Source organism: Aquitalea sp. ASV11 (genome assembly GCF_016429185.1).
Taxonomy (GTDB): Bacteria; Pseudomonadota; Gammaproteobacteria; order Burkholderiales; family Chromobacteriaceae; genus Aquitalea; species Aquitalea pelogenes.
In genome coordinates this window covers 1-5,993 of record NZ_JAELUD010000121.1, presented here as the reverse complement: position 1 = coordinate 5,993, position 5,993 = coordinate 1, and the positions used below count along the sequence as shown (strand labels likewise).

Annotated in this window: 6 protein-coding genes; 3 read left to right on the top strand and 3 right to left on the bottom strand. The window is 59.1% G+C overall.

Annotated elements, in window-relative coordinates; all coding sequences use genetic code 11:
* The 3 genes from JHD62_RS22690 to recQ all read right to left on the bottom strand — a co-directional run.
* A partial coding sequence (locus JHD62_RS22690) for a hypothetical protein (protein ID WP_233161140.1) occupies positions 1-198 on the bottom strand: 198 nt, incomplete at its 3' end.
* Positions 199-360: 162 nt separating this feature from the next.
* Entirely contained in the window at positions 361-1,578 is a 1,218-nt protein-coding gene (gene argJ, locus JHD62_RS20950; RefSeq protein ID WP_089083832.1) for a bifunctional glutamate N-acetyltransferase/amino-acid acetyltransferase ArgJ, read from the bottom strand.
* Positions 1,579-1,650: 72 nt separating this feature from the next.
* Positions 1,651-3,444 carry a DNA helicase RecQ gene (gene recQ, locus JHD62_RS20945; protein WP_199104510.1) on the bottom strand — a complete coding sequence of 598 codons (1,794 nt, stop codon included), beginning with the start codon at positions 3,442-3,444 and terminating at the stop codon, positions 1,651-1,653.
* Positions 3,445-3,840: 396 nt separating this feature from the next.
* Here recQ and JHD62_RS20940 point away from each other — a divergent pair, with 396 nt between their 5' ends.
* The 3 genes from JHD62_RS20940 to JHD62_RS20930 form a co-directional block, all read left to right on the top strand.
* Complete coding sequence (locus JHD62_RS20940; RefSeq protein ID WP_045848766.1) at positions 3,841-4,323, top strand: surface-adhesin E family protein; 483 nt, start codon at positions 3,841-3,843, stop codon at positions 4,321-4,323.
* 102 nt (positions 4,324-4,425) lie between these two features.
* Entirely contained in the window at positions 4,426-5,190 is a 765-nt protein-coding gene (locus tag JHD62_RS20935; protein WP_045848772.1) for a ParA family protein, read from the top strand.
* Positions 5,191-5,205: 15 nt separating this feature from the next.
* The coding region (locus tag JHD62_RS20930) for a CHASE domain-containing protein (protein WP_199104509.1) at positions 5,206-5,993 on the top strand (788 nt) is incomplete at its 3' end.

The following is a 5,993-nucleotide window of genomic DNA, read 5'->3' as shown; positions in this document are numbered from 1 at the left end:
ATTCTGTTTTTTAAAGAGCGGTGCAGGTCGCTGCGTTTCGTTTCCGTCGCTGCGTTGTCTGCTGAGGAGGCGAACTATACCGCCCTGACCCACCCTCGTCAACACTTTGTGCGAAGAAATCTGCAGGATTTGCCAAAATTCCGCCCCGCTGCGCGCTAAGTCACTGAACGGTAATACTTTATGAAATTCGGGTTTCATGACTGTTTTGCTGCGGGTGCACAGCCAGCGGCGCACTGGCGCCCTTCCTGACGCTGACCCACGAGGGAAACTGGCGCAAAAAGCTGGTTTCGCCGCCGACACAGGCAGCAAAAAGCCCGGCTGGGCCGGGCTTTTTGTATCAGGGACTACTGGATAGCTGTATCAGCTACGGTAGTCGGCATTGATTTTCACATAGTCATAAGAGAAGTCGCAGGTCCAGACCGTGGCCTGTGCCGCACCACGCCCCAGTACCACGCGAACGGTGATTTCGCTTTGGCTCATCACGCGCTGACCATCTTCTTCCTTGTATTCCGGGTTGCGGCCGCCATTGCAGGCTACCAGAACATCATCGAGATACAAGGAGAGGCGATCGACATCCAGATCGCTGACACCGGCGTAGCCGATAGCGCACAGCAAACGGCCCAGGTTCGGGTCGGAGGCGAAGAAGGCCGTCTTGACCAGCGGCGAGCGGGCGATGGCGTAGGCCACGTCCTTGCACTCGGCAACGGAGCGGCCGCCTTCTACCTTGACGCTGATGAACTTGGTAGCCCCCTCACCGTCGCGGATGATGGCCTGCGCCAGTTCGGTAGCCACATCGACCAGTGCGGCCTTGAGGACGGCGTAAGCCGGGTGATTGACCGAATCGATACGCGGCGCTGCGCTCTTGCCGGTGGATACCAGGATGAAGCTGTCGTTGGTGGAGGTATCACCATCGACCGAAATGCAGTTAAAGGAGAGGTCGGCCACTTCCTTGACCAGTTGCTCCAGTACCGGACGGGTTACCGGCGCATCGGTGGCGACAAAGCCCAGCATGGTGGCCATGTTGGGGTGGATCATGCCGGCGCCCTTGGCGATGCCGGTGATGCTGACTTTTTGACCATCGATTTCCAGCGTGCGACTGGTGGCCTTGGGTGCGGTATCGGTGGTCATGATGGCTTCGGCAGCCTCGGCCCAGTTGGCCGGGCGGCGGGTCGGCAATGCCTGGATGATCTTGTCGGCAGGAAGCGGCTCCAGGATAACCCCAGTGGAGAAGGGCAGGATTTGTTCAACTGCGCAGTCCAGTTCGCCAGCCAGCGCCTGACAGACCGACAGCGCACGTTGACGGCCATCTTCTCCGGTACCGGCATTGGCGTTGCCGGTATTCACCACCAACGCGCGGATTTGCACACCGGCATCCAGATGATTCTTGCTGATTTGCACCGGGGCGGCGCAGAAACGGTTTTGCGTGAACACGCCGGCAACAGTATTGCCCTTGTCGATGCGCACCACCAGCACATCCTTGCGATTGGCTTTTTTGATGCCGGCTTCTGCCACGCTCAGTTCGATGCCATCAATGATGGCCAGTTGATCGGCGCTAACCGGAGTCAGGTTGACTGCCATGATGAATTCTCCATGCCGGCACGCTGACACGTGCCTGTTGCTTGTCTGTTGTGTGCCTAGATTGTAACGGAATCAGTCCTGCTGGCTATCGAGGATTTGTTGCAATGCATCGCCATAGCGCGCCAGCTTCAGTTCGCCCAAGCCATATACCTTGCCCAGCTCGCGCAGGCTTTGCGGCCGACGCTCGACGATGTCGCGCAAGGTACGATCGGAAAACACCGCATAGGCCGGGACGTTGTGTTCATCCGCAGTCTGGCGGCGCCAGCGGCGCAGGGCCTGCCACAGTCGTTCCTCCCGCTCGGTACGCAACCAGCGGTCGGTATTGACGCTACGCGCCTTGCTGTCTTCCGCCAGCGGCCGCAGATAGATTTTTTCCTGCCCCTTGAGCAGTGGGCGGCAGGCATCGGTCAACACCAGTGACTGGCCACGCGCGATATCCACTTGCAGGATCTTGCGTGCCACCAGCTGGCGGATGAGCGAACGCCACGCGCGCTGGTTGTAGTCGCGCCCGATGCCAAAGGTGGACAGCTTGTCATGCCCGAAACTGAGGACAGACTGATTGCTGCGCCCCAGCAGGACATCCACTACATGATTGGCGGCAAAGCGCTGCTCCACTCTATAGATACAGGACAGCAGCTTCTGCACCGGCACGGTTGCATCAAAAGTAATGGGCGGGTTCAGGCAATTGTCGCAATGACCGCAGGGCTGGCTGGCCTCGCCAAAGTGGCTGAGGATTTGCTGACGACGGCAACTGGCGGTTTCGCAAAAGGCCAGCATGGCGTCCAGCTTGGACAGTTCCACCTGCTTTTGCAGCTCGGCCATCTCCGAGCCCTGGATCATCTGGTTAAGCTGCACCATGTCGTTCAGCCCATAACACAGCCAGCTGGAGGCAGGCAGGCCGTCGCGCCCGGCACGCCCCGACTCCTGATAGAAGTTTTCCGGACTCTTGGGCAGGTCGATATGGGCGACAAAGCGCACATCCGGCTTGTCGATGCCCATGCCGAAGGCCACGGTGGCCGCCATGACAATACCTTCTTCGCGCAGGAATTCGCGTTGGTGCCGCTCACGCACCTCGTGGCTGAGGCCGGCGTGGTAGGGCAAGGCCGGAATACCGTTCTGGCTCAGCCACTCGGCGGTTTCTTCCACCCGCTTGCGCGACAGGCAGTACACAATGCCGGAAGCCCCCGGATATTCATTATTGATGAAGTCCAGCAGCTGCTTTTTGGCGTTGTGCTTTTCTACTACCTGATAAAACAGGTTGGGCCTATCGAAGCTGGACAGAAATACCCGCGCGTCGGACAGCTTGAGGTAATGCAGGATGTCTTCGCGGGTTTGCGGGTCGGCGGTCGCGGTGAGCGCGATGCGCGGCACTTGCGGGTATTGGTCGGCCAACATGCCCAGCTGCTGGTATTCCGGGCGGAAGTCGTGCCCCCACTGGCTGACACAATGCGCTTCATCAATGGCAAACAGGGAAATATCCAGCTGCGCCAGAAAGTCGAGAAAGCGCGGCGTCAGCAAGCGCTCCGGCGCAACATACAACAACTGCAAGGAACCATCGCGGGCACGCCTTGCAATATCACGGGCATCGTCCGGCGCGGTGGCCGAATTCAGACAGGCAGCGGCAACGCCTACTTCGGTGAGTGCAGCGACCTGATCCTGCATCAAGGCAATCAGTGGCGATACCACGATGGCCAGGCCCGGGCGCATCAGCGCGGGAATCTGATAGCACAGACTTTTGCCGCCGCCGGTTGGCATCAACACCAGCGCATGACCGCCATCCACAATGTGCTGCACGATTTGCGCCTGCTGACCACGAAAGGCCGGATAGCCGAAGATATTGCCAAGTAAGGTGAGTGCGTCCTGCATGCGGGGTAAGCACCAGGCCCGGCCGGAGCTTCCGGTCAGGACAAGGCCGATAGCCTGTTTGAAGTCATGGGAAGTGAGCCATTGTACGGCAAAGCGCTGCCGCACAAAAAAAGAAGCCGCCCAAAACGGGCGGCTTTCAAGTTTGGATGGAGACAATGTGAAACGAAGAGAAAGATGCTCTCGTTACTGACAGACCATCCATAAATAGGGAAAGTTCCTTTTTTAAGTAATGACAATACTTAAACTTTTACATGAAAATACGGCCAATCAGCATGCCCGACCCAATGCGCGGACTTAGAACCCAGCGCAAGCGCGCCAGGCCAGGCCAAGAGCCGGCATGATTTCCCCCCTGACGCAGCCTATGCGAAACTGTCGGCATCCAACCGGAGATTCAACATGTTTTATCGCCTGCTTGTACTGGCCGCGATGGGCAGCCTGCTGAGCGCCTGCAGCACCACACCAAACCAGACCAGTCCCATCAAACCCCGCCCGACCCCTGCAACTGTACCGGCCCCGGCCAATGCCGACTGGGAAAACCTGGGCGTGTCGCCCAATGGCAATATCCTGAACGAACTGGACAAGCTGTCGATCAAGCAGCAGGGCAATACCGTGACCTTCCGCGACCGGAAAACCATTTTCAATGTGAAAAAGGAAAATTTCCTGTCCACACCAAGGCACAAGACTTCCATCAACAGCTGGCTGATTGACTGCTCTGCCCGCACTTTCCGCCTGACCAGCATGGTGTTGCTGGACGAGAACGGACGCCAGATCGCCAGCTACACGTACAATGACAACCAGATAAAACCGATGCCGGTAACCCAGAACTCGGCCAGCTTCCAGCAGATGCAATACGTCTGCAAAGGCCAGCCCGGCTTCTGATATATTCAAACAGCAAGTTTTGCGCCATGTTGCCCGCGCGAGAACATGGCAAGTCGTCCGTCACGCAGCAGACTTTGTCACAGGGGAAAATTCATGCAGGCTATCCGTCGGGTCGTGTTCAACCAGAAAGGTGGCGTGGGCAAATCCACCATTACCGCCAACCTGGCCGCTGTTGCCGCCCGGCAGGGCAAGAAGGTACTGCTGATCGATCTGGACGCTCAGGGCAATGCCAGTCATTACCTGACCGGCCAGGCAAACAGGCAGCAGGAACAGTCCGCTGCGGGCTTCTTTGGCCAGATGCTGAACATCAGCATGTATAGCAAGGAGCTGCATGAATTCGTGAGTGACACCCCGTTTGACGCACTGCAACTGCTGGGCTCCCACCCGGAACTGAGCGAACTGATGGTCAAGCTGGAAAGCCGCTACAAGATGTTCAAGCTCAAAGAGGCGCTGGACCAGGCCGCGAGCGAGTTTGACGAAATCTGGATCGACACTCCGCCTGCGCTCAATTTTTTCACCCGCTCGGCCCTGATTGCCGCGGATCGCTGCCTGATTCCGTTTGATTGCGATGCGTTCTCCCGCCAGGCCCTGTACAACCTGCTGGCCAACGTGGATGAAATCCGCGCCGACCACAACCCGGCCCTGCAAGTGGAGGGCATTGTGGTCAACCAGTTCCAGCCCCGCGCCAGCCTGCCGGTACGCTTGGTGGCCGAACTGCGTGCAGAAGGCCTGCCGGTGCTGGACCCGCCCTTGTCGGCCTCGGTGAAGATCCGCGAATCGCACGATGCCGCCAAGCCCATGGTTTACCTGGACCCCAGACACAAGCTGTCGCTTGAGTTCACCGCCCTTTACCAGGCGCTTGCCTGAGGCCTGCCTGCCAACATGCCAAGCCAGAGTCGCCTGACGTCCTTTCTCCTGGGTGCGGTTCTTACCATTGCCCTGCTGACAGCAGAATACCTGCTGCTGCTGGACAACGACCGCATCCGCGAGCAGGAAAAGCTGCAACACTGGGGCGAACTGGGTACCGAGCTGCTGGCGACCCGTCTGCAGGAAATGCTGGACCGCACCGACCTGCTGGCGCAAAGCCTGATTCGCCAGCGCCACACCACCGGCAGCGCCATCAACCTGAGCGAACTGGCCCCCACCGTACTGAAGGAAGAAAGCCGCTTTGGCGGCATCGGCATCGTACGGCGCATCGGCCCGGCACAGCGCGCCGAGTTTGAATCAAACATTGCCAACAGCATCCGCATGCTCAAGGACCGGCATCTGGTCGCCAGCCCGCAGCAGCCCATGTATTACCCGGTGGAAAGCTATTTGCCGGATGATGGCAATGCCCTGCCCCAAGGCATGGACCTGGGCAGCCTGGACAATGCCAGGCGCAAGATGGATCAGGCCCGCAACCGCAACCAGCCCATGCTGATGTTCAACACCCTGACGCCGGGTGCCATCCCGCGGCTGGACATCATGGCCAACCTGGGTGATGACGGCCACATGCTGCTGGTCAACCTGCGTAGCGACCTGCTGCTGCAAAGCAGCCAGAGCAATCCTGACCAGCCCAATCCGCTGCAGCATGTGCGGCTGGTGGTATGGAACCAGGAAGCACCCGACCACCCCAGCCTGGATTCGCTGCCCATGCAGCCCTTGCCATCGGCCAACCCCTTGCTGACCAC